At 61.1% G+C, this 23,043-nt stretch carries 22 protein-coding genes; 7 read left to right on the top strand and 15 right to left on the bottom strand.

Translation table 11 applies throughout. From position 1 onward, the window contains the following. Window positions 1-145 precede the first annotated feature (145 nt). The 10 genes from B9Z47_RS06870 to B9Z47_RS06825 form a co-directional block, all read right to left on the bottom strand. Entirely contained in the window at window positions 146-877 is a 732-nt protein-coding gene (locus tag B9Z47_RS06870) for an ABC transporter ATP-binding protein (protein WP_108330491.1), read from the bottom strand. Window position 878: 1 nt separating this feature from the next. After that, complete coding sequence (locus B9Z47_RS06865; RefSeq protein ID WP_108330490.1) at window positions 879-2,657, bottom strand: ATP-binding cassette domain-containing protein; 1,779 nt, start codon at window positions 2,655-2,657, stop codon at window positions 879-881. 1 nt (window position 2,658) lies between these two features. Next, entirely contained in the window at window positions 2,659-3,699 is a 1,041-nt protein-coding gene (locus B9Z47_RS06860; RefSeq protein WP_108330489.1) for a branched-chain amino acid ABC transporter permease, read from the bottom strand. Between the two features lie 165 nt (window positions 3,700-3,864). After that, complete coding sequence (locus tag B9Z47_RS06855) at window positions 3,865-4,998, bottom strand: ABC transporter substrate-binding protein (protein WP_108330488.1); 1,134 nt, start codon at window positions 4,996-4,998, stop codon at window positions 3,865-3,867. Window positions 4,999-5,075: 77 nt separating this feature from the next. Next, window positions 5,076-5,492 carry a thioesterase family protein gene (locus B9Z47_RS06850; RefSeq protein WP_108330487.1) on the bottom strand — a complete coding sequence of 139 codons (417 nt, stop codon included), beginning with the start codon at window positions 5,490-5,492 and terminating at the stop codon, window positions 5,076-5,078. 126 nt (window positions 5,493-5,618) lie between these two features. Beyond that, on the bottom strand, window positions 5,619-6,404 hold the full coding sequence (locus B9Z47_RS06845; protein WP_108330486.1) for an SDR family NAD(P)-dependent oxidoreductase: 786 nt from the start codon (window positions 6,402-6,404) through the stop codon (window positions 5,619-5,621). A gap of 89 nt (window positions 6,405-6,493) precedes the next feature. Further along, window positions 6,494-7,744, bottom strand: coding sequence for a thiolase family protein (locus B9Z47_RS06840; protein ID WP_108330485.1), 1,251 nt, complete (start codon window positions 7,742-7,744; stop codon window positions 6,494-6,496). A gap of 87 nt (window positions 7,745-7,831) precedes the next feature. After that, the gene (locus tag B9Z47_RS06835; protein ID WP_108330484.1) at window positions 7,832-9,682 is read right to left on the bottom strand and encodes a feruloyl-CoA synthase; all 1,851 of its coding nucleotides are present in this window, start codon (window positions 9,680-9,682) and stop codon (window positions 7,832-7,834) included. 20 nt (window positions 9,683-9,702) lie between these two features. Continuing rightward, window positions 9,703-10,512, bottom strand: coding sequence for a crotonase/enoyl-CoA hydratase family protein (locus tag B9Z47_RS06830; RefSeq protein WP_108330483.1), 810 nt, complete (start codon window positions 10,510-10,512; stop codon window positions 9,703-9,705). 219 nt (window positions 10,513-10,731) lie between these two features. Beyond that, the gene (locus tag B9Z47_RS06825) at window positions 10,732-11,658 is read right to left on the bottom strand and encodes a LysR family transcriptional regulator (RefSeq protein ID WP_369911812.1); all 927 of its coding nucleotides are present in this window, start codon (window positions 11,656-11,658) and stop codon (window positions 10,732-10,734) included. A gap of 90 nt (window positions 11,659-11,748) precedes the next feature. Between B9Z47_RS06825 and B9Z47_RS06820 the strand changes: the two genes are divergently transcribed. From B9Z47_RS06820 to B9Z47_RS06810, 3 genes are all read left to right on the top strand, one after another. Further along, complete coding sequence (locus B9Z47_RS06820) at window positions 11,749-12,783, top strand: aromatic ring-hydroxylating dioxygenase subunit alpha (protein ID WP_108330481.1); 1,035 nt, start codon at window positions 11,749-11,751, stop codon at window positions 12,781-12,783. 43 nt (window positions 12,784-12,826) lie between these two features. Next, on the top strand, window positions 12,827-13,993 hold the full coding sequence (locus B9Z47_RS06815) for an ABC transporter substrate-binding protein (RefSeq protein ID WP_108330753.1): 1,167 nt from the start codon (window positions 12,827-12,829) through the stop codon (window positions 13,991-13,993). Between the two features lie 234 nt (window positions 13,994-14,227). Continuing rightward, entirely contained in the window at window positions 14,228-15,100 is an 873-nt protein-coding gene (locus B9Z47_RS06810; protein ID WP_108330480.1) for an amidohydrolase family protein, read from the top strand. 63 nt (window positions 15,101-15,163) lie between these two features. Here the strand turns inward: B9Z47_RS06810 and B9Z47_RS06805 are convergent, their stop codons facing one another. Together B9Z47_RS06805 and B9Z47_RS06800 are read right to left on the bottom strand one after the other, a co-directional pair. Next, window positions 15,164-16,516: an MATE family efflux transporter gene (locus tag B9Z47_RS06805; protein WP_108330479.1), complete on the bottom strand. Its 1,353-nt coding sequence runs from the start codon at window positions 16,514-16,516 to the stop codon at window positions 15,164-15,166. Between the two features lie 121 nt (window positions 16,517-16,637). Then, window positions 16,638-16,976, bottom strand: coding sequence for an ATPase with chaperone activity (locus B9Z47_RS06800; RefSeq protein ID WP_108330478.1), 339 nt, complete (start codon window positions 16,974-16,976; stop codon window positions 16,638-16,640). 146 nt (window positions 16,977-17,122) lie between these two features. Here B9Z47_RS06800 and B9Z47_RS06795 point away from each other — a divergent pair, with 146 nt between their 5' ends. Then, the gene (locus B9Z47_RS06795) at window positions 17,123-17,605 is read left to right on the top strand and encodes a DUF4148 domain-containing protein (protein WP_108330477.1); all 483 of its coding nucleotides are present in this window, start codon (window positions 17,123-17,125) and stop codon (window positions 17,603-17,605) included. Window positions 17,606-17,688: 83 nt separating this feature from the next. Here the strand turns inward: B9Z47_RS06795 and B9Z47_RS06790 are convergent, their stop codons facing one another. From B9Z47_RS06790 to B9Z47_RS06780, 3 genes are all read right to left on the bottom strand, one after another. Beyond that, window positions 17,689-18,027, bottom strand: a complete 339-nt coding sequence (locus tag B9Z47_RS06790) for a zinc ribbon domain-containing protein YjdM (RefSeq protein ID WP_108330476.1) — start codon at window positions 18,025-18,027, stop codon at window positions 17,689-17,691. Window positions 18,028-18,115: 88 nt separating this feature from the next. Continuing rightward, a complete protein-coding gene (gene chrA, locus B9Z47_RS06785) occupies window positions 18,116-19,510 on the bottom strand; it encodes a chromate efflux transporter (protein ID WP_233253689.1) in 1,395 nt (464 codons plus the stop codon). Beyond that, window positions 19,507-19,884, bottom strand: coding sequence for a hypothetical protein (locus B9Z47_RS06780; RefSeq protein ID WP_108330475.1), 378 nt, complete (start codon window positions 19,882-19,884; stop codon window positions 19,507-19,509). The genes chrA and B9Z47_RS06780 overlap by 4 nt, the downstream gene beginning before the upstream one ends. A 214-nt stretch (window positions 19,885-20,098) precedes the next feature. On the opposite strand from B9Z47_RS06780, the gene B9Z47_RS06775 reads away from it, so the two are divergent. From B9Z47_RS06775 to B9Z47_RS06765, 3 genes are all read left to right on the top strand, one after another. Then, entirely contained in the window at window positions 20,099-20,890 is a 792-nt protein-coding gene (locus tag B9Z47_RS06775) for a GntR family transcriptional regulator (RefSeq protein WP_108330474.1), read from the top strand. Window positions 20,891-20,929: 39 nt separating this feature from the next. Further along, window positions 20,930-22,096 carry an ABC transporter substrate-binding protein gene (locus B9Z47_RS06770; RefSeq protein WP_108330473.1) on the top strand — a complete coding sequence of 389 codons (1,167 nt, stop codon included), beginning with the start codon at window positions 20,930-20,932 and terminating at the stop codon, window positions 22,094-22,096. A gap of 77 nt (window positions 22,097-22,173) precedes the next feature. Next, entirely contained in the window at window positions 22,174-23,040 is an 867-nt protein-coding gene (locus tag B9Z47_RS06765; protein ID WP_108330472.1) for a branched-chain amino acid ABC transporter permease, read from the top strand. The last annotated feature ends 3 nt before the right edge of the window (window positions 23,041-23,043 follow it).

Genomic DNA, 23,043 nt, shown 5'->3' with positions numbered 1-23,043 from the left:
GGGCGTTGGGCGTTGGGCGTTGGGCGTTGAGCGTTTGGCGTTGAGCGTTGGGGTCAGGTGATAAGAGTCCTACAAGTGCTGAGCAAAGGTCAACTCATGACGCTGAACTCTCAACCCTCAACCCTCAACGCTCAACGAAAAACGCTCAACCTTTCTTCGCCGCACCCAGATAGGTGTCGATCACGCGGGGGTCTTGGGCCAGGTCAGCGGCTTGGCCGTGCAGGCCGATTTCGCCCATCTCCAGCACATAGCCCTCGTCGGCCACGGCCAACGCGGCGCGGGCGTTTTGTTCCACCAGCACGATGGTCACGCCGGTTTTTCGCAGGGTCTCGATGATGGAAAAAATTTCCTTCACGATCAGCGGGGCCAGGCCCAGGCTGGGTTCGTCCAGCATCAGCAGGGCTGGGCGCGACATCAGCGAGCGGCCCACGGCCAGCATTTGGCGTTCACCGCCCGACAGCGTGCCAGCTTCTTGCAGGCGGCGCTCTTTGAGGCGGGGGAACAGGTCGAACACGTCGTCCATGCGGCTGCGCCACTGCGCGTTGCCCAGGCGCATTTGGCGGTAGCCGCCCAGCACCAGGTTGTCTTCCACGCTCATGGTGCCAAACAGCTCGCGCTTCTCGGGCACCAGGGCGATGCCCTGCATCACGCGTTCTTCGAGCGTCAAGTCGTTGATGGACTGACCGTCGAATTCGATCAGCCCCTTGGCAGGCAGGATGCCCATCAACGAGTTGAGCAAGGTGGACTTGCCCGCCCCATTGGGGCCGATGACGGTGATGACACTGCCTTTGGCTGCTTGCAGGCTCAGGCCATGCAGCACTTCGGCTTTGCCGTAGCCTGCGCGCAGGTCGGTGACTTTCAATAATGGGGTGCTCATGTCAGTGTTCCGTTCCCAGATAAGCGGCGCGCACAGCGGGGTTGGCCTGCACTTCGGCGGGCGTGCCGCGTGTGAGCAAGGTGCCAAATTCCATCACCACCAGGTGATCGCACACGTCCATCACCAGGTCCATGTCGTGTTCGACCAGCAAGATGCTCATGCCTTCACCTTGCAGTTGGCGCAGCACGGCGGCCAGGCCTTGTTTTTCCTTGTGGCGCAGGCCAGCAGCGGGCTCGTCCAGCAGCAGCAAGGCCGGGTCGCAGCACAGGGCGCGCGCGATTTCCATCAGGCGTTGCGGCCCCATGGCCAGGTTGCCAGCTTGTTCGTGCAGATAGGCCCCCATGCCGATGCGCTCGAGCTGGCGCTGGGCTTCCTTCATCATGCGCTGCTCTTCGGATTTGTTGGTGCGCAGCATCGAAGAGACCACGCCACTGCTGCCTCGGGTGTAAGCCCCCAGCGCCACGTTTTCGAGCACGGTCATGTCAGGGATCATCTTGACGTGCTGGAAGGTGCGGGCCATGCCTTGGCGCGAGATGTCGCGTGAAGGCAGGGCGCTGATGTCCTGGCCGCGAAACAGCACCTGGCCGCTGGTTTTGGACAGCACGCCGGTGATCAGGTTGAAAGTGGTGGACTTGCCTGCACCGTTGGGGCCGATCAGGCCGACGATTTGCCCGGCACCGATGTCAAAGCTGATGTCGTTGACCGCCACCAGACCGCCAAATTGCTTGCGGATTTTGTCCACTTTGAGCACCACATCGCCCATGGCCGGTTTGCTGCGCGCTGGCAATTCGGCGGCGTTTTGCCAGTCGACGTGGCGCGGTGCTTTGGGCAGCTTGCGTGCCACCACCGACCACAGGCCATCGGGCAAGTACTTGAGCACCAGCACCATGGCCACGCCGAACACGATGACTTCGTAGCTGCCGCTGGTGCCGATCAGTGCGGGCAAGGCCACTTGCAGGTAATCGTCCAGCAGTTTGATCAGGGCAGCCCCCACGATGGCACCCCAGACATGGCCCACGCCGCCGATCACGGCCATGAACAGGTACTCGATGCCCATCTTCAGGCCAAAGGCCGAGGGGTTGACGGTGCGCTGAAAGTGTGCCAACAACCAGCCCGCCACCGAAGCGAACAGGGCCGCGATGACGAAGATCGTGACTTTGTAGCGGAAGGTGCTGATGCCCATGGCCTCGGCCATTTGCGAGCCCCCCTTGAGCGAGCGAATCGCCCGGCCCGGACGCGAATCCAGCAGGTTGAGCAGGGCCACAGCACCTGCGATCAGGATGGCCCAGGTCAGCACAAAGAACAGGCGTCCCTGGCCGATGTCGATGCTGCCGTTCATCCATGGGATCGACAGGCTTTTGAGGCCCAGCAGGCCGTCGTATTTGCCCAGTGCGTCCAGATTGCCCATCAGGTAATACAGGGCCAGGCCCCAGGCGATGGTGGCCAGTGGCAGGTAGTGGCCTGACATGCGCAGCGTGATGAAACCCACCAGCAGCGCGCTGGCGGCGGTCAGGCCCAGGCCCACAAACAGGGTCAGCCAGGGCGACATGCCGGTGTTCAGCGTGAGCCAGGCGGTGGTGTAGGCACCAATGCCCACAAAGGCCGCTTGCCCGAAAGAGGTCAGGCCGCCCACGCCGGTCAGCAGCACCAGGCCCAGACAGACCAGGGCGTAAAGGCCGATGTAGTTGAGCTGGGCGATCCAGAAGTCGGGCAGCGGGGCCAGCGCGATCAGCGGGACCGCTGCAGCAAGCAGCCAGATGGAGAGTTTTTGTTTGTTCATGTCAGTGTTCCTCGTCCGAATGGCCACTGCGCAAGGAGCGCACGAGGAGGATGGGCAAGATGAGGGTGAAGACGATCACCTCTTTGAAGGCGCTGGCCCAGAAAGCGCCAAACGCTTCCACGATGCCCACGAACAGGGCACCCACCAAGGCACCAGGGTAGCTGGCCAGACCGCCAATGACGGCGGCCACAAAACCTTTGAGGCCGATCAAAAAGCCCGAGTCGTAAAACACGGTGGTGGTGGGGCCAATGAGCAGACCCGACAAGGCCCCGATCAGGGCGGCCATGAGGAAGGTCAACTGGCCAGAGGTGTGGCTGGAGATGCCCATCAGGCGTGCGCCGGTGCGGTTGACGGCGGTGGCGCGCAAGGCTTTACCGCGCAAGGAGCGCTCAAAGTAAAGCCACAGCAACACGATCAGGGCCAGCGAGACGCCGAAGATGATCACGGTCTGACCCGAGAGCATGACGGGGCCGAGGGCAAAACGCTCGTCCCAGAACGGCGGGTTGCGAAAGCCTTCTGCGCCAAAGAACAGCAGGCCCAGACCGGTCATGGCGAAATGCACGCCGACCGACACGATCAGCAGCACCAAAGGGGTAGCAGCTTCAAGCGACTGGTAGGCCACGCGGTAGACCAGCGGGCCGAATGCGGTAACGATGGCCACGCTCAGCAAGGCCTGCGACCACAGCGGAAACATTTGCGGCGCTGCCCAGATGGCCAGCACGGACACGATCACCGGAAACACCAAAGTCTTCAAGGCTGCGCGCAGTGCGCGCAGGGGCTTGCCATGGTGACGCCAGCGCTCGACCAACTCCATCAAGGCGGCCACGCCGGCCAGGATCAGCAGCAGCCAGACCGTGCCGGGCGTCTTGCCGGTTTGCAGCATGGCGAGGGTCAAAGCGCCGTAGGCGACAAATTCGCCTTGCGGGATGAAGATCACGCGGGTGACGGTGAAGACCAGCACAGTGGCCAGCCCGAGCAGGGCATAGATCGCACCGTTGGTGACACCGTCAAGCAGCAAGATGCTGGCGATGGAGAAGTCCATGGAAAGCCTTGGGAAAAAACGGAAGAGCCATTGGGCTGTTTGCACAAGACCGCCTGCGGGAGATGTCTTACATCCTCCGCCAGCAGGGCGGGTCTTGTGCAAAAGCGTTGTTCACTCGCAGGGGCTGGCTCTGACAAGAGATCCCCTGCAAGCGATGGTCAGGTCTTATTCGACCTTGAACTTGCCGTCAACGACTTTGGTCATCACGCCTGTTTCCAGTGTGTAGCCCCAGTGGTCAGCGGGTGTCCAGTTCATCACGCCGTGCGCGAACACGGTGCGGCCCATGGTCTCCAGGCTGTCACGCACGGCAGCACGGAACTCGGGCGTGCCGGGTTTGGCTTTCTTGAGTGCCAGGGGAATGGCTTTTTCCGTGGCCACCTGGAAGTCATAGGAATGGCCTGCGAACTGGTTGCGTGAATTCGCGCCGAACTCTTTTTCAAACTTCTGCACGAAGTCCAGAGCCAGTTTCTTGGAAGGGTGGTTGTCGGGCAACTGGTCACCCAAGAGCGCGGGGCCGGAGACCACAAAAGTGCCTTCCACCGATTTGCCGCCGACGCGGGCCAGATCAGGCGTGGCCGCAGCGTGCGTCTGGTAGACCTTGCCTTTGTAGCCGCGCTCGACCAGGCCCATTTGCGGCATGGCTGCGCCGGAACCCGAGGCCACCACCAACATGGCGTCGGGGTTGGCAGAGGTCAGCTTCAGGGCTTGCGGGGTCACGCTGGTGTCGGTGCGCGCAAAACGCTCGGTGCCCACCAGCTTGATGCCGGCCTTGTCCAGCATGGGGCCGACCGCGTCCAGCCACTGTTGGCCATAGGCGTCGGTGTAGCCCAAAAAGCCGACGGTCTTGACGCCCTGCTTTTTCATGTGCTCAACCACGGCGTGGCCCATCACGGTGTTGGACTGGGGCAGGCGGAACAGCCACTTGTCTTTGCCTGGTGGCACGCCCACGGGCGAGCCCGCGATTTGGACCGTGCCAGCTTCAGAGGCGATGTCGGTCATGGCCGCGGCCACAGCGGTGATGCAGGAGCCAAAGATCAGGTCAACCTTGTCTTCGGTCACAAAGCGGCGGGCATTGGCTGCGCCTTTGCCGGGATCGGTGGCATCGTCCAAGATGATCAACTGGACTTTTTCACCGCCCAGGGTCTTGGGAAACAGTTGCAGCTGTTTTTGCATCGGGATGCCCAGGCCGGAGCCGGGACCGGTCAGCGACAGGCTCACGCCGATCTTGATGTCAGCCAGCGCAGCGGTGCTGGACACGGCGGTGATGGCCAAAGCCAGCAGGGTTTTCTTGAGTTGCATGCTTGTCTCTTCGGAGGGTGGGTTGGAAAACACAGGTTAGGGGAAAACGAAAGGGTTGAACAGCGCCAATGCCCGGGTCAGGAGCACAAGGCCTTGATGTCTTCGGGCACGGGGATGGCTTTGATGCGGTCCGGGTCTTCGGGGTGCTTGATGCAAAAAGCGCGCACTTCGGTGCCTTCGCACAGCACCGTGTCGCCACGCATGACCACATGCTTGTGCACGATGACCTTCTCGCGCCACTCTTGCACGCTGGTGTGCACCTGCAGGGTTTCGCCATAGGTGGCGGGGCGGATGAACTTGGTGTTGATCTCCAACAGCGGTGTGCCGATGATGCCGCGTGTCTTGACCAGCTCGCGCCAAGGCGGTACGCCGCACTTCACAAAGAAGTTCAAGGACGAGGCGTCCATCCATTTGGAAAAATTGGGGAAGAAGACGATGCCTGCGGGATCGCAGTCACCGAACATCACTTGCACTTCGTAAACAACGGTTTTCATGGGTTTTTCGTTAACGTTGAGCGTTGAGCGTTCAGGGTTCAGGGTTGGACGTTGAGTGTTCGTTTCAGGTTCGAGTTGTGTTTCACGCCAAACGCCAAACGCTGAACGCTGAACGCTCAACGGGCATCAGCGAGGTGCCATGCGCAAAGCGCCGTCCAAGCGAATCACTTCGCCGTTCAGGTGGTCGTTGTGCACGATGTGACAGGCCAGCTCGGCAAATTCGCTGGGCTTGCCCAGGCGTGCGGGGAAGGGGATGCTGGCCGCCAGAGACTGCTGCACCGGCTCGGGCAAGCTGGCCAAGAGAGGCGTCTTGAACAGACCGGGGGCGATGGTGCAAACGCGGATGCCGTGTTGCGCCAAATCGCGCGCCATGGGCAGGGTCATGCCTGCCACGCCCGCCTTCGAGGCGCTGTAAGCCTGTTGGCCGACCTGGCCATCGAACGCAGCGACCGAAGCGGTGAAGACCATCACGCCACGTGCACCGTCTTCCATCGGGTCGAGCTTGGCGCAGGCGGCGGCAAACAGGCGGGCCGCGTTGTAGGTGCCGATCAGGTTGACGTTGATCACCTTGGCGAAGTCTTCCAGCGGAGCGGCGTTGCCGTCTTTGCCGACCACGCGCTTGGCCGAGCCAATGCCGGCAATTTGCATCAGGATGCGGGCCGGACCGTGCGCAGCGGCTGCGGTCTCGATGGCCTGCTGCATGCTGTCCGGATCGCTCACATTGCATTTGACGGCTACGGCGCAGCCGTTTCCAAATTGCGCGCAAATATCTTTGGCCACGCGCTCGGCGTTGTCCATGTTGAGGTCGAGCACCGCGACCTTGGCGCCCAGTCGGGCCAGTTCGCGTGCGGTGGCCTCGCCCAAACCGGAACCGCCGCCGGTGACCAGTGCTGCTTGTCCTTGGATGTTCATGTCAGTACCTTTTTTAGAGTAGGTCGGAGCTTCAGCTCCGACGTTTCGGGGACTTGTCGGGGCTGAAGCCACCGACCTACAAATTCAGTTCACTTGCCTTCCGGGTTTTCGATCAAGAGCGCAATGCCCTGACCGCCACCCACGCAGGCGCTCGAGATGCCATAGCGCAAGCCGGAGCGCTGGAGTTCACGCGCCAGCGTGATCGTCAGGCGCACGCCCGTCGCGGCCAGCGGATGGCCCAGCGCAATCGCGCCGCCGTTGACGTTGAGCTTGGCCAAGTCAAGGCCCAGCTCGCGGCCCACGGCCAGCGTCTGCGCGCCTTGGGCTTCGTTGATTTCGAAGCGGCCAATCTGCTCCAGAGTGAGGCCGGTGCGTTCCAGCAACAAACGGATTGCCGGGGCCGGGCCAATGCCCATGATTTCGGGCGGCACGCCCACAGCGGCGGCGGCGACCACGCGGGCCAGCGGCTTTTTGCCTTGTGCTTTGGCAAAAGAGCCAGAGGTGACCACGCAAGCAGCCGCTGCATCGACCAAGGCTGAGCTGTTGCCACCTGTTTGCACGCCGCCTTCGTAGACGGATTTGAGTTTGGCCAGCACCTCGGGGGGCGAGATGCGGGGGTGCGTGTCGGTGGCCACTTCGGTGAGCTTGCCTTGCAATTTGATGCCACGGGCTTTGTAGCCGTCGAGTTCAAACTTTTCGGTGACCACAGGCACGATTTCGCCCGCATGGAAACCGGCAGCTTGCGCCGCCACGGCCTTGGCAAACGAGTCTGACGCGAATTGGTCCACTTCTTCGCGGGTGATGTTGTATTTCTTGGCCAGGTTCTCGGCCGTCTGGATCATGTTGATGCCAGCGGCCGGGTCTTTCAGTGCTTCCCACATGTAGTCCTTGAAGCCCACGGGCGCGCCCAGCTTGAAGCCGGTGCGGTGGTCAAAGGCCGCAATCGGGTTGCGCGTCATGCTCTCGGTGCCGACCACCAGCGCCGCATCGCACACGCCCGCTTCGATCTGCTCACCCGCTTGGCGAAACAGTTCAAAGCCGGTGCCGCAAATGCGCTGGGTCATGATGGCAGGGACTTCTGGCGGCACACCGGCGTACAGACCGATGTGGCGGGGCAAAAAGAACTGGTCAAAGTCGCCAGGGGCCATGTTGCCGGTGATGACCGAGCCGATGTCGGTGGGGGCAATGCCTGCGCGCTTCAAAGCTTCGCGGGCGGCCTTGATGCCCAGGTCGGTGGGCGAGATGTGGCCCAGTGCACCGCAGTAATCGACCATGGGCGTGCGCACACCTTCGTGCATCCACACATCGGCAAACGCGTTGAAAAATCCTTTGGAGGCCATGTTGGTTCTTTCGATTTTTTTGTAGGAGCTTGCCCTGCAAGCGATGCTGGAGGGCTATCGCTTGCAGGGCAAGCGCCTACAGAGAGTTCATTGGGGTTTGATGATGTAGTGCAGCGTGCCTTCATGCAGCGCCGCCACAGTGTCGGCGCGGTGGGTCAGCACCGAGCGTTGGTTGATCGAGCCCTTGTCGGTGATCTCGCCCTTGTCGATGGTGGGCGGCTCAGACAGCAGGCACAGGCGTGCAATGCGGTTGGCGCTGCCGGTGCCGGTTTTGGCCAACTCGTTGACGATGTCCTGGAACTTGGCGAGCACCGGGGCCGAGGCCAGCACATCGGCCATCGGTACATCGGCACCCAGACCGCTCAAAGCGCGCACAGCCGGTGTCGGGAAAATCATCGCCCCGACTTCCTTCATGTTGATGCCGGTGAGCACCGCGTCCTGAATGTAGGGGGCGCCTGCCGCGATGATCTTGCCGCGCAGCGGGCCCACGCTCACAAAAGTGCCGGTGGCCAGCTTGAAGTCTTCGGCAATGCGGCCGTCAAACTTCAGGCCCAGGTGCACATCGGTCTCGTCGATCCACTTGACCGCGTCACCGGTTTTGAAGAAGCCTTCTTCGTCAAAAGCGCCCGCAGTTTCTTCGGCGTTGCGCCAGTAACCCGGCGTGATGTTGGGGCCACGGTAACGCACCTCGGTCTTGCCTTGCATGTCCACCAGCTTGAGTTCCAGGCCGGGGGTGGGCACGCCCAAATCACCAGCCTGCACAAAAGGGTTGGTCACGAAGATGCCGAACGGACCCGACTCGGTCATCCCTAAGCCCGTGCCCATGACGATGCGCTCGCCGATTTCGCGTTCCTCGGACTCGTACAGACTGTCCCAGATCGGTTGCGCCAATGCGGCACCGGCGTAGAAGAACATCTGCACGCGCGACAGCAGCGTTTTGCGCAGTTGGTCGTCGGTTTTCATCGCGTTGGCAATCGCTTCAAAGCCGGTGGGCACGTTGAAGTACACCGTGGGCGCGATCTCGCGCAGGTTGCGCAGGGTCTCACCGATCAGTGCGGGGGTGGGCTTGCCGTCGTCGATGTAGAGCGTGCCACCGTGGTAGATCGTCATGCCCACGTTGTGGTTGCCACCGAAGGTGTGGTTCCACGGCAGCCAGTCGACCAGCACCAGTTCTTTTTCGGCGAGCACCGGCATGGACTGCGCCATTTGCTGCTGGTTGGCGCACCACAGGCGCTGGGTGTTGATGACGGCTTTGGGCAGCTTGGTCGAGCCGCTGGTGAACAAAAACTTGACGATGGTGTCGGGGCCGGTGGCGGCAATGGCCGCGTCCACAGCGGGCGTGGCCGCCGTGGCGCACAGGCTGCCAAATGGGGTGACTGGGCGGCCATCCACACCGCCTTCGACCAACACCACTTCCATGTCGTCACCCACGGTGGCTGCAATGGCTTTGGCGTAACGGGCGTCAGACGCAAACACCAAGCCGGGCGTGACGGTCTTGAGCACATGCTTGAGCTTGTCGTAGTCCACACTCACCAGCGAATAAGGTGGCGAGGTGGGCACATAAGGCACACCGGCCAGCATGCAGCCCAGACCCAACAGCGCGTGCTCCAGGCTGTTTTCACTCAGGATGACCACCGGGCGATCGGCACTCAGGCCGCGGTCGATCAATCCTTGCGCAATGCTGCGTGCAGTGGCCCAAGCTTGGGCATAGGTGATGTGTTTCCATTCGCCAGTGCTGCCGTCAGCCTGCTTGACGCGGCGCGCCATGAAGCTGTGCTCGGGCTTGGTTTGTGCCCAATGTTGCAGGCGGTCGGTCATGCGTTCGGCAAAGGGCTGCAATGGCTGCTCGGCCGTCAGGTAATGCGTGCCGGGCACGCCGTCGCGCAGCGTGACGCGGGTGACGCCGAACTTCAGGGGGCGGAATTTGGGGGCGTTCATTTTTGTCTCCTCCAGCCGGTTCAGTCGGCTTTTTGCACTTTGGCGGCTTTGCCTTCGAGGAAGGCGCGCACACGGGCTTTGGCTTCGGGCGCGGCTTGGGCAATCGAAGAAATCAGCGCTTCGGTAAAGAAACCATGGTCCGCTGGTTGCTCGGCAATGCGGGGCAGGGCGTGCATCAGGGCAAAGTTGGTCAGGGGGGCGTTGGTGGCAATGCGTGCTGCCAGTTCAATGGCTTTGGGCAACGCCGAGCCAGTGGGCACCAGGTACTGCGCAAAGCCCACGCGCTCGCCGTCTTGTGCGTTGTACACGCGGCCCGTCAGCATCATGTCGGTCATGCGGGCTGCGCCAATCAGCTTGGGCACGCGCACCGAGCCGCCGCCGCCCACGAAGATGCCGCGTGTGCCTTCAGGCAGCGCGTAAAAAGTGCTCTCGTCGGCCACACGGATGTGTGAGGCCGATGCCAGCTCCAGGCCGCCGCCGACCACCGCACCGTGCAGGGCCGCGACCACGGGCACGCGGCCTTGCTCAATCGCATTCAGGGCGACGTGCCAGCCGCGTGAGTGGTGGATGCCTTCGCCAGCGTCGCGCTCTTTGAGCTCGGACAAATCCAGGCCCGCGCAGAAGTGGTCGCCCTCGCCGTGGATGACGGCGGCACCGGCCTCGGCAGGCAGGTTCTGGAACACATCGCGCAGCCCCTCAACCAGCCCGTCGTTCAAGGCATTGCGCTTGGCAGGGCGGCACAAACGCACCACGGCCACAGCGCCTTGCATCTCCAGGGAAACGCCATGGGCTGCGGCACGGTCGAGGATGGGGTTGCTTGTGGAGGTCATGCTGCGGTCTCTCAAATGGCTTGACCGAATGGTCAATAAGGTTATTGTTGATAACCATATTGTGCGTGCATGGCGGTATTTTTATCTGGGGGTTTTCCCTTGGTTTTGGCAAGGTGAGCGCCGCAATGGGACGTAGCCATGTCACCTGAACGGGGTGCAAGCCGTTCAAACCCTTCAGCCCACGAGAGACTGGCGGGCACTTGATGCATCTCTCAGGTTTTACCAATCGAGATGCAAGTGCGGATAGTTCTCGAAGGTTTTTTTCACGAGATCACGCAACCACAGCAGCGCAGGTTCATGATGGAAAAGAGGGTGCCAATGCTGACTGATGGCGTAGGACGGCAACTCCATCGGGGGCTCGACCGCGCGGACATTGCCGAGTTGTTCAAAAACACGTGCAAGCTCGGTGGGCACTGTGGCGATCAGATCCGGTTGATGCGCCATGAGCAGAGGAACGATCAAAAAGTGCGGTGTCTTCATCACCACCTGACGTTTGATGCCTTTTTCCTCCAGCACATGGTCAAAGGCCACGGCGGATCGACCGTGGAGCGTGACCACGATTTGTGGTGACTTTTCAAACTCTTGCAGGCTGATGCGTTTTTTGATTTTGCTGCCTGCATGCACCAAGGTTGAAAAACCGTGCATGAACAGGCGCTGTTTGTACAAGGTATCGGGTGCCGTGCGGTAAGTGCCAATGGCCAGATCGGCTTCACCACTGGCCAGCATGCCTTCGATTTGCTCCGCTGGCACCTGCAGCGTCCGTATGCTGCACAAAGGTGCCAGTTTCCGCATCAAGGCCAGCAGGGTGGGGATGAAAACCAGTTCTCCCATGTCGGTCACGCACAGGGTGAACTCGCGCTGTGCAGTGGCTGGATCAAAGTGCGCTTCGCTCAAGATCCTCTGACGGACAGTACCCATCACGTCGAGAACAGCCGCTTGCAAAGCCATGGCTTTGGCGGTGGGCTCCATTGCAGGTCCAGCTTTCACGAACAAGGGGTCGTCGAAGTAGTGCCGCAATCTGTTGAGGGCATGGCTCATGGCACTTTGGGTTAACCCTATGCGTTCGGCGGCCTTGCTGACGTTGCGTTCTCGCAGCATGGCGTCCATCACGACCAATAAGTTCAGATCCAAGTTTCTGATATGCATTTCATACATTCTACGTATGAAGGAAATTAGATTGACGCATGCCCTCGATGGGCCTAGTCTGCACCTCGATACATCAACAGGAGACAAGTCATGTGGTTGCGCAATTGCTGGTATGTGATCGCTTGGGATCATGAAATACCGCCTGCACATGAAGACAAACTTTTTACCCGTAAGGTACTCAATGAGCCGATCCTCGTTTACCGAACGGCCGACGGTGGCATGACGGCCATGGCTGACAAATGTTGCCACCGGCACGCGCCTTTGTCTGTTGGCCGCAGAGAAGGCGATGCGGTTCGGTGCGGTTACCACGGCCTGCTTTTTGATGCCGATGGCAAATGCAGGGAAATCCCCGGCATGCAGACGCCGCCTGCCAAAGCCTGCGTCAAAAAGTACCCGCTGGTGGTCAAAAACAAATGGGTGTTTGTTTGGATGGGGGATGCCGAGAAAGCAGATCAGGGCATGCTGCCGGACAATTTTTCATGCGATCACCCGGACTGGGTCAATGTGCCGGGGTACATGCATTACGACACCCCGTATCTCTTGATTGCAGACAATTTGTTGGATTTTTCGCATTTGAGTTACGTGCACGCCAACACCTTGGGGGGCAGCGTGGAGATTGCACTGGCCAAGCCAACGGTCGAAGTCGTTGACGCACAGGGCCAGCGCGGCGTCAAGGTGTCACGGTTCATTGCGGATGTGCCGGCACCCGCTTACTACACACGATTCAGGGATTTCGACTCCAACCTGGACCGTTGGTTTGTCTACGACTTTTTATTTCCAGCCACGTTGCTGATGAACTCGGGTGGTCGGCCTGTTGGTGATGCCCCTCACGACAACAGCAAAGCGGTGGTCAACCACAGCTGTCAAACCCTGACACCGGAGACCGAGACCTCCACGCATTACTTTTTCCAGCAATCGCACAAAGCCAGCTTGAAAGATGAGTCTGTCAGGCACAACATGTACAACACCTTGCTGGAAGCGTTTGGCGAAGACCGGGACATGATCACGGCTCAGTTCAAGAATTTGTCCAGCAACGCCCTTGAAGAAATGCTTCCCCTGCACTTCGATTCTGCACTGGTGCGTTTTCGAAAAATGCTCAGTGAAGCGGTCGATGCTGAGAAATGATTTTTTCAAAGTTCAGTTTTTTTCACAACAAACGGAGACAGGCATGAAGTCCATTCAACGAACATTCAAAAAACTCAAAATTGCGGCGGTAAGCACCTTGCTGATGGGCACGCTCACCGCTTGGGCCGACATCCATGTCGGGGTCATCTTGTCCTTGACAGGCCCGGGCGCTTCGCTGGGCATTCCGGAGGAAAAAATCATTCAGCTGTGGCCCGCTGAATTGGGTGGACAAAAAGCCAAGTTCACTGTGTTGAACGACAACTCGGACACCAGCACCGCCTCCAAAAGTGCCATGCGACTCATTGCGGAGAACAAGGTGGACTTGATTATCGGGTCCTCGCTGACCCCTACCACGTTGGCCATTGTGGAGGTGGCGGGTGCTGAAAAAATTCCGGTGATCAGTCTGGCCGGTGGCGGCGCGATTGTGTTGCCTCAGGACGGCGTCAGGAAATGGGCGTTCAAGTTGTCTCCAACAGAGGCCATTTCGACCAACCGAGTGTTCGAGCACATGGCCAAGGACAAGCTAAAAACCATGGCAACCATTGGCGTGGCCAACAGTTACGGTGACGGTTTTCTGAAAACGGTCGAGGCCCTGTCTGTGCACAAGGGCATCAAGTTGGTCGGTAGCGAAAAGTACAACGCCACGGACCAAACCGTGACTTCACAGGTGTTGAAGCTGATGACGACCAATCCCGATGCGGTCTACATCTTGAGTTCCGGTACGGCCGGTGCATTGCCACACATTGAGCTTGTTCAACGTGGTTACAAGGGGCGCATTTACCAAACCCAGGGCGTGGCCAACGCCGACTTTTTGCGGGTCGGCGGCAAGGCGTTGGATGGCAGCTTCATGACGGTCGCGCCTGTTTTGGTTGGCGATCAATTGCCCGACAGCTCGCCCATCAAAAAAATCGCGGTGGATTTCCTCAAGAAATCCGATGCTGCGGTGGGGGCACAAAACAGGTCCTTGTTTGGTGCTACGGCCTGGGATGCGTTGCTCATTGCCGACCATGCGACCAAAAATGCGCTCAAGACGGCCAAGCCCGGTACCGTTGAGTTTCGGTCCGCCATTCGTGACGCGATGGAGCAGCTCAAAGGCTTTGTCGGCACCAATGGCGTTTACACCATGTCTGCCCAAGACCACAACGGTGTCAACGAGCTGAGTCAGGTCATGATCAAGATTGAAAACGGCAAGTGGATCTACCAGCCTTGAACATTCCGCTTTGAATCCACAAAAAACCACGGCATACCTGCCGTGGTTTTTTGCGTTTTGCAGCGGGCAAGGCGGGCATGCGACTTTGCGCAGAAATGGCGAGCATGAACACCGTGCACAGCCCTTGCTGTTGGCATGATCCCCCGATGGTATAAATTCAGCAGTCAGGCGTAGCATGGGGCGTTGAACGCATTGCCCCAAGACGCGCTTTCGCACAGTTCACACCACAAACCCATGAAACACCAAGACCTGATCGCCATCGACATCCACACCCACGCCGAAGTGAGCTGCTGGAACCCGTTTGACAACTACGGCGAGGAATACGACCGCGCTGCCGACAAGTTTTTTGGCAGCAACCGCCGCCCGACCATCGAAGAGACCGTGGCCTATTACCGCGAGCGCAAGATTGGCCTGGTCATGTTCACGGTGGACAGCGAATCGCAACTGGGCCGCCGCCGCATCCCCAACGAAGAGATCGCCAAGGCGGCCCGCGAGAACAGCGACATGATGATTGCGTTTGCCAGCATCGACCCGCACAAGGGCAAGATGGGCGCACGCGAGGCCGAGCGCCTGATCAAGGAAGAAGGCATCAAAGGCTTCAAGTTCCACCCCACGGTGCAGGGCTACCACCCTTACGACAAGATGGCGTGGCCGATTTACGAGGTCATCAACGAACACAAACTGCCCGCGATCTTTCACACCGGGCACAGCGGCATCGGCTCGGGCATGCGTTGCGGCGGTGGCTTGCGCCTGGCCTACAGCAACCCGATGCACCTCGATGATGTGGCGATTGACTGGCCCGACATGCAGATCGTCATGGCTCACCCGAGCTTTCCGTGGCAAGACGAAGCGCTGAGTGTGGCCACCCACAAGCCCAATGTGTGGATTGACCTGTCGGGCTGGAGCCCCAAGTATTTTCCGAAGCAGTTGATTCAATACGCCAACACGCTGCTCAAAGACCGCATTTTGTTTGGCAGCGATTACCCGCTCATCACGCCCGAGCGCTGGATGAAGGACTTTGAAGTCGCCGGTTTCCGCCCCGAGGTGATGCCTGGCATTTTGAAAGACAACGCGGTGCGTTTGCTGGGGCTGGACAAGGTCGCCTGAATTCCGCAGCAGGCCGCACGTTTCGACCTGCGGGCGCTGTCGCGTTCTTTCAGCTGGGAGGCTTCAGGCCCGGCCCCAGGGCGTGAACTTCACGGCTGCGGCCGTCACCACGCCATACAGCACCATGGCCACGGCCACCAGCTGATAGAAATCGTCTGCCGTGCCCTGGTGCTGTGACAGCCAGTAGCCCGCAGCCGCCACCAGAACCAAGCGCACCGTACCCGCCAGCACTGGCCCGATGACCTGGCCTGCGCCTTGCGATGCGAAGTACAGCGTCAGGCCCAAGCCAAAAAACGCAAAGGCCGGGCCTGCCGTGACCAGGTATTGCCGGGCATAGGCGAGCACCGCTTCGTCTTGCGTGAACAAGCGCGCCCACAGGTCGGGTGCCCAAGTGACCACCGCGCCAATCAGGGCCAGATTGAAGGCCGACACGCCACCCGCCACCCAAGCCACTTGCCGAGCGCGTGCCACCTGGCCCGCGCCCATGGCCATGCCGACCATGGGGACCGACGCCACGCCAATGCCGAAGGCGATCGGGATCAATAAAAACTCCAGCCGCTGACCGATGCCGTAACCGGCCAGCGCTTCGGTGCCCAGTTGGGCGAGCAAGCCGGTAAAAATCAGGATGGCCAGCACCGATTGCACTGGCGACAGGCAGGCCGTGGCCCCCACTTTGAGGATGTCGGCGAATTGACTGGGCTGCATCTGAAAGCCTTGCCACTGCAGCCTCAGGCGGCCTTGCCCGCTGACCAAATACCACAGGAAAAACACTACGCCTGCAGCCGTCGCCACGATGTGGCCCAGCGCCACGCCCACCATGCCCAGGGCCGGCACCGGCCCGGCCCCCAGCGACAGCAGGCCACCCAAAACGATTTGCAAGGCGGCCGTGGCCACCAGGGCCACCGAGGGCGCACGCATATTGCCCGTGCCGCGCAAGATGGAGGCCAGCGTGTTCAAAAGCCACACCAGCACAGCGCCTGCAAACAGCACCTGTCCGTAACGCACGGCTTCGTCCAGCACGGTCTCTTGCCCACCGAGCAGTGCGTAGAAAGCCGGACCCCAGATCAGGAAGATGGCGCTGTAGACCAGCCCCGCGCCGAGACCGATCAACAGGGCGTGCATCAACAAGCTTTGAGCGCGCGCCAGGTCCGATGCCCCCAAGGCACGGCTGATGGCGGCCGACACACCGCCGCCCATGGCCCCGGCCGACATCATTTGCGTGAGCATGGCAAAGGGGAACACCAGCGCCATGGCCGCCAGCGGTGCGGTGCCCAGGCGGCCCACGTAATAGGTCTCGGCAATGCCCACCAGCACCGTCATGACCATGGCCAGCACGTTCGGTGCGGCCAGGCGAAGCAAGGTGGGCAGGATCGGGGCCGACAACAGGCGCTGCAAATCGGGGTGGGGTGAGCTCATGGCCGCATCTTGGCAGCAAGCGTTGCAGGGGCGGTGGACTTAGGCGACAGGCCGCGTGCCAGAGGGATGCGGGTTTTGCGGTCAGTGCTTCAGCGAGAACGAACCTTCCGCGAGAACGAACTCAAGCGAGAGGGGTGGCGTGCGTTGCCTGCAGCAGCTGGTCCATCGGCCAGTTGAGCAACTCGGCCAGGCGGCAGACCACCCAGCGCGCTTCGTTGGGGCTGACCACCGAGGGCTCTGCCAGCAGGCCCTGTTCGCATTGCGTCAACACCAGCTCTTCGGTGATGCCCAGTGTGAATTGCATTTGGGCGGCCTGGTCGGTCAGCAAGTTGGCGAGGTCTTCGCACAACTCGTAGCGCGCAGCCATCTCGCGCAGGCCCAATGTGGGTTTGATCTTGCCGGGTGGCACGTAAAGCGCCATGAAAGACGGCGGGATGTGGATCTGGAATTCTTCGGTCATGGCATGGGTGTTGTCAGGGGTGAATTAACGCACAGACGCCTGCGCGGCGATTTTTTTAAATGGGGTCAACGCCGTGATCGTGCGTGCACCTTGTTTGTGGGGGGCGCGTCACTCAGCGGGGTTATCCACCTTGAAAGGAAATCATCATGCGTTCGCTTGCTTTACTGCCCACCTTGTCATTGACCTTGCTGGCCTTGTGCGCCGGTTCGGTCATGGCGCAAAACCCCACCGGACCCAAAACCCGTGCACAAGTGCAAGGCGAGCTCCGGGAGGCGGTTCGGACCGGCAACATGCCCGCTGGCGGTGAGTCGGGGTTGATGCTCAACGAGGTCAATCCGTCCGCCTACCCAGCCCAAACCGTTGCACCTTGCAAGACGCGTGAACAAGTCCGCGCCGAGCTGGATGAAGCCAGACGCACGGGCAATATCGTGGCCGTTGGCGAGTCCGGTTGCATGCTCAACGAGCTCAACCCGTCTGCGTACCCACCCAAATCGGTGCCGCCTTGCAAGACACGCGAGCAAGTCAAGGCCGAGCTGGACGAGGCCAAACGCACCGGCAACATGCCCCCGGCCAACGAGAGTGGTTGTTCGCTGCGCGACATGTACCCGGACTTGTACGCCCCCAAATAAAGGGTCTGCGCCGCCTCGGGTGCTGCTCGCTGCACCCTGCAGGCCTGGCTGGTCGCTGGGCCTGCAGGGTCGTGGGTGCGCCATCAGGCCTTTTTGACGAATCCGGTTTTGAGCTGCATCGGACCGAAACCGTCGATCTTGCAGTCGATGTCGTGGTCACCCTCGATCAGGCGGATGTTCTTGACCTTGGTGCCGACTTTGACCACCGAAGAAGAGCCTTTGATCTTCAGGTCCTTGATCAGCGTCACGGTGTCGCCGTCTTGCAAAACGTTGCCGTTGGCGTCTTTCCAGACCTTGACGGCATCGCCGGCCGCGACATCGGCCGGGTTCCATTCATGGCCACAGCTGGGGCAAATCAGCAAGCTGCCGTCTTCGTAGGTGTACTCGTCTTGGCATTGCGGGCAGGGTGGCAAGGTGCTCATGGTCGGTTTCTGATTCAAAAGGACAAAGCCTGCGATTGTCCACCCGAAACGCGGGCTCGCGCCAAGCCGATCTGCAGGGCGTGGCCGGTTAAAAAGCCAGCTGCCAGCCCAAACCGGCGATGGCGCACAAGCCGAGCACTTTGACCACATCCTGCTGTTTGTGAATCAACAGCCAGGTCGCCAGCAGGGTCAGCAGCACAGCGCCCACATCAGGCCCGGCATGCCAGCCGCCCGGCAGCCAGGTGTGCTGCGCGAACACGCCCGCCAGGTGCACGATCACCCCGATCACGGCCGCCGTGATGGCCTGCAGCGGCCCGGCCAGCGAAGGCATGTGCCGCGTGGATTCGACCAGCGGAGCCCCCGCCAGGATGAACACGAACGAGGGCAGGAACGTGAACCAGGTCACGGTGCAGGCCGCCACGATGCCGCCAAGCAGGGGCTGGCCCCACAAAGCCTGGCTGTGCCCGCCCAGAAAACCGACAAAGGCCACCACCATGATCAGCGGCCCGGGTGTGGTCTCGCCCAGGGCCAGACCGTCCATCATTTGTGCGGCCGTGAGCCAGCCGTACTGCGCCACCGCCGCCTGAGTCACAAACGGCAAGACCGCATAGGCACCGCCAAAAGTGAGCAAGGCCGCTTGCGTGAAAAAGCCGCCCATTTGCGTGAGCGTGTGGTCTGTGCCGAACAGCCAGGCCATCAGGCCCAGACTCAGCGCCCAAATGCCCAGGCCCACGAGCATGGCGCGCAGCAGACGGCGGTGGCTGTAATGCGTGTGTGCAGGGGCGGGTGAATCGTCATCGAGCCAGGCGGCCGCAGTTGGGCGCAGTGCCGGGGCATGCTCTGGTGAGGCCAGTCCGGGGGCTGTAACGCGGGGGTGATGGGCGTGGTTGGGTGCCGTCGGCTGCGCCAATGTGCGTGTCATGACGAGGCCCGTCAGGGCGGCCCCCAGCAAGATCACCGGAAAAGGCAGGCCCCAAAGTGTCCCGATCAAGGACAAAGCAGCCAGTGCCCACAGCCAGGGGGATTTCAGGGTGCGCTTGGCCATGCGGTGGGCGGCCTGCAGCACCAGCGCTGTCACCGCCGGCTTGAGGCCCCACAACAAGGCCTGCCCCCCAGCATGCTGGCCCCAGACGGTGTAGGCCCAGCTCAGCAAGATCAGCAACAGCAAAGAGGGCAACACAAACAAGGCACCGGCTGCGATGCCGCCACGCCGGCCGTGCATCAACCAGCCCATGTAGGTGGCCAGTTGCTGGGCTTCGGGGCCGGGCAGCAGCATGCAGTAGTGCAGCGCGTGCAGGTAGCGCTTTTCTGAAATCCAGCGTCGGCGCACCACCAATTCTTCGTGCATCAGGGCCATTTGTCCGGCGGGTCCGCCAAAGCTGATGCAGCCCAGCCAGAGCCAAAAGCGCAGTGCTTGCCTGAAGCTGACCGGCGAGGGCGCGTCCGGATGAGGGGGCATGCGGGTGGGGGTGGGAGGGTTCATGGCAGGTTGAATTGCTCGCGCAAGGCCTGTGCAAAAGCCGGTGTACCGCTCAGGCTCAAGCTCAGTTCCAGCGGGTGCTGCTCGGCTGCGGGTGTGAGGCGCACGGTGCCCGTGGTCAGATCAAAGTGGGCCTGGGCCGGCACGGGGTGGCCAGCTTCGCTGTGCAGCAGGACTTGCAAGTCCACATCCCAATCGGCCCCGTCTTCCAACGCGCCAGGCCCCTGCGCGGCGAAGCGGTGGCTCCATGCCAGCAGCAGGGCCACTTCTGCCAGCAACGCGCTGTTGTAGCGCGGCGCAGGCTGTGCCAAAGCGTCCCAGCACACCACGCCTTCGGCGTCCTCGCTGCAGTCAAAGTCCAGCAAATGCAAATTCATGGGCAGATTTCCAAAGCCAACACCGATTGTCGCAGCAGGGTGGGCATGCCAAGTCCTTGGCGGAAAGACCATGCCATGTGCTGGATGCTTGTTTTGGGATACAGAAAGCCTGTATTTTGCTGAAAACTTGGGCATGAATTGGGGTGATTCGGGGTTTTATGTATACAGCGAGGGCTTTGAAAGTGGTTTAATCCAACTTTTACCCATCTGACCCATGCCTGCCTCCGCCATCCATGCCCCGCAAGCCGACGCCGCCGAAGAAGGGGGCTCGCAAGCCGTCAAAGCGCAGCAGCGCCTGCGCGAGCTGATTTTGGCGGGTGATTTGCCTGCAGGCTCGCGCATTGCCGAGCTGGCGCTGGTCGAGCGCTTGGGCATGTCACGCACGCCCATTCGTGCGGCCTTGATGCGTTTGGGGCAGGAGGGCTTGCTGCAAGCGCTGTCGGGCGGCGGTTATGCCGTGCGCACCTTTTCCGAGCGCGAGGTGGCCGATGCCATCGAGTTGCGCGGCACGCTCGAAGGGCTGGCGGCCCGGCTGGCGGCCGAGCGTGGTGTGCGTGCGGTACTGCTGCAAGAGGCGGGGGCCTGTTTGGACGAGATCGATGGGCTGTTGCGCACTTTGACTTTGGACGACGACAGCTTTTCTGCTTATGTGCGTCTGAACGGCCGCTTTCACAAATTGCTGTCCGAGATGGCCGACAGTGCCGTTTTGGCCCGTGAGATCGAACGGGCTTCAAGTCTGCCTTTTGCGTCGGCTTCGGGCTTTGTGGGCGTGCAAGCCCACAGCCCCGGTGCACGGGACATGTTGGTGGTGGCACAGCACCAGCACCGACAAGTGCTGCAGGCCATTGCGCAGCGCGAAGCGGGCCGGGCGGAAGCCTTGATGCGTGAGCATTCCCGCATTGCCCGGCACAACCTGGGCCTGGCCTTGCAAAATCCGCAGGACGCGGTCACGCCCGGTATGCAACTGATCCGCACACCGCCGAGCGCTGCGGCGCTCAGACCTTGAGTTTTCATTTTTCACTTGCAACCACACCAGGAGACTTTCATGCAAAAACGCTTTTTCCTTCGCGCCATCGCTTGTGCCGCCGTGGCCGCCAGTGCCACCACCGCCATGGCGCAAGACAAGTTCAAGATCGGCCTGATCTTGCCCATGACCGGCCCGTTTGCCTCCACCGGCAAGCAGATCGAAGCCGCTGCGCGCCTGTACATCGCGCAAAACGGCGACACCGTCGCGGGTAAAAAAGTCGAGCTGATCGTCAAAGACGACACCAGCGCGCCGGACGTGACCAAGCGCATCGCGCAAGAAATGGTGGTCAACGACAAGGTCAGCGTGCTGGCCGGTTTTGGCTTGACGCCATTGGCGTTTGCCACGGCACCGATTGCCACCCAATCCAAAACGCCCTTGGTGGTGATGGCCGCAGCCACTTCCAGCATCACGCAGGCGTCGCCTTTCATCATCCGCACCAGCTTCACCTTGCCGCAAGCGGCGGTGGCCATTGCCGACTGGGCGCCCAACAACGGCATCAAGAAAGTCGTGACCCTGGTGGCCGACTATGGCCCCGGCATCGATGCCGAAAAGTATTTCAAGGACCGCTTGATCTTCAACGGTGGCCAAGTGCTCGACACCTTGCGCGTGCCCATGCGCAACCCCGACTTCGCGCCTTTCCTGCAAAAAGTGCGTGACTTGAAGCCCGATGCGGTTTATGTGTTCGTGCCGTCCGGCGCGGGTGCGGCCCTCATGAAGCAGTTTGCCGAGCGCGGCATGGACAAGGCCGGCATCAAGCTGATCGGCACCGGCGACATCACCGACGACGATATTTTGAACAGCATGGGCGATGTGGCCAATGGCGTGGTCACTTCGCACCACTATTCGGCTTCGCACAACTCGCCTTTGAACAAGAAGTTCGTCGCTGCATTTGAGAAAGCCAACAACGGCCTGCGCCCCAACTTCATGGCTGTGGGCGGCTACGACGGCATGCGTGTGATCTACGAAGCGGCCAAGGCCACCAAAGGTGCAGGCGGCCAGGCCCTGCTCGACGCGATGAAGGGCCAGGTGTTTGAAAGCCCTCGTGGCCCGATGTTCATCGATGCGCAAACCCGCGATGTGGTGCACAACATTTACATCCGCAAAGTGGAGAAGGTCAATGGCCAGCTCTACAACCAGGAATTCGCGACCATCAAGGACGTGAAAGACCCCGGCAAGACCAAGTAAGTCTGCGCTTGTTTTTTGCATGCCCTGGCCTGCACGCGGCCAGGTCGTGTTGTCCTTGAGAACCCGAAACACATGACATGTTGACCATCCTTTTTGACGGCGTTGCCTACGGCATGCTGCTTTTTATCCTGGCTGTGGGCCTGTCCGTGACCATGGGCTTGATGAACTTCATCAACCTGGCACACGGTGCTTTCGCCATGGCGGGCGGCTATTTGACGGTGGCGCTCATGCAGCGCTGGGACGTGCCCTTTTTGGTGTGCCTGCCCATTGCCTTTGCGGGCACGGCCTTGCTGGGGGCGGTGATGGAGCGCACCCTGTACCGCCACATGTACCGCAAACCGCACTTGGATCAGGTGTTGTTTTCCATCGGCCTGTCCTTCATGTCGGTGGCCAGCGTGGATTACCTGATGGGCTCGCAGCAGCAAATCATGCAGCTGCCCGACTGGTTGCGGGGTCGCACCGAGCTGTGGGATGGGGCCCTGGGCATGGGCCACTACCGCTTGTTCATCATTGCCGTGTGCGCCGCGCTCACCGTGGGTTTGCAGTTCATCCTGGCCAAGACCCGTTTTGGCAGCCGCCTGCGGGCCAGCGTGGACGATGCCCGGGTGGCCGCAGGCCTGGGCATTCGCGTGAACCTGATCTTTGCCGCCACCTTTGCCGTGGGCTCGGGCCTGGCCGGCCTGGGCGGGGCGCTGGGTGCCGAAGTGCTGGGGCTGGACCCGACTTTCCCGCTCAAGTTCATGGTGTACTTTTTGATCGTGGTGGCCGTGGGCGGCACCTCGTCCATCACCGGGCCGCTGTGGGCGGCGCTGCTGCTGGGCATTGCCGACGTGGCGGGCAAGTACTACATGCCCAAGCTGGGTTCTTTCATTGTCTATTCGCTGATGATCGCGATTTTGATTTGGCGTCCGCAAGGGCTGTTTGTGCGCAAGGGAGGCCGCTGAGAT

Origin of the sequence: Limnohabitans sp. 2KL-1 (assembly GCF_003063435.1) — a bacterium.
Taxonomy (GTDB): domain Bacteria; phylum Pseudomonadota; class Gammaproteobacteria; order Burkholderiales; family Burkholderiaceae_C; genus Limnohabitans_A.
Note: the sequence above shows the minus strand (reverse complement) of the source record. Positions and strands in the feature narration are given on the sequence as shown.